Genomic DNA, 563 nt, shown 5'->3' with positions numbered 1-563 from the left:
CTGCGGGACACTGCCGAGAATCAGCTACGGCCCGCATCCCCCCTCCTGGCGGCAAACGCACAGCCCGACGGTCTGGCGCACGCCCAGCTACCGCCGTATCCCGGATCCCGGCAACGCCCGGGCGCTGTCGGCACGGTAGAACCGGTCGAACACCCGCGGTACGTCGGCGGCGTCGATGCCCGGCCCGGCGTCGTCGACCTCGAGCACCGCCGACGCGCCCTCGGCACGGAGCCGGACCTGGACCGGTTGGTCCGCGGGGGACCACTTGCCGGCGTTGTCGATGAGGTTGAGCACCGCCCGCTGGAGCGCGGCGGGACGCCCGCTCACCCACACGGAGGTCACGTCGAGCGCGACCTCGATGTCGGGCACGCGGGAACGCGCCCGGGTCGCGGCGGCCCCCACCACGTCGGCGAGGTCCAGCAGCTCGGTGTTCTCGTCGCTGACGTCACCGCGCGCCAGGTCGGTCAGCTCGGCGGCAAGGGTGCTCAACTCGGCCACCTGGGCGCCGAGATCGTTGAGCAGCCGGGTCCGGCTCTCCGCCGGCAGTGCGCTGTCCAGGGTGC

1 protein-coding gene is annotated in these 563 nt (G+C 73.5%); it reads right to left on the bottom strand.

Annotation, left to right across the window (positions count from 1 at the left end; genetic code table 11):
• Positions 1-87: 87 nt before the first annotated feature.
• Positions 88-563: sensor histidine kinase (locus TN53_RS41955; protein WP_234441858.1), on the bottom strand; the 476-nt coding region annotated here is incomplete at its 5' end.

This window comes from Streptomyces sp. WM6386 (assembly GCF_000972385.1).
Classification (GTDB): Bacteria; Actinomycetota; Actinomycetes; order Streptomycetales; family Streptomycetaceae; genus Streptomyces.
Note: the sequence above shows the minus strand (reverse complement) of the source record. Positions and strands in the feature narration are given on the sequence as shown.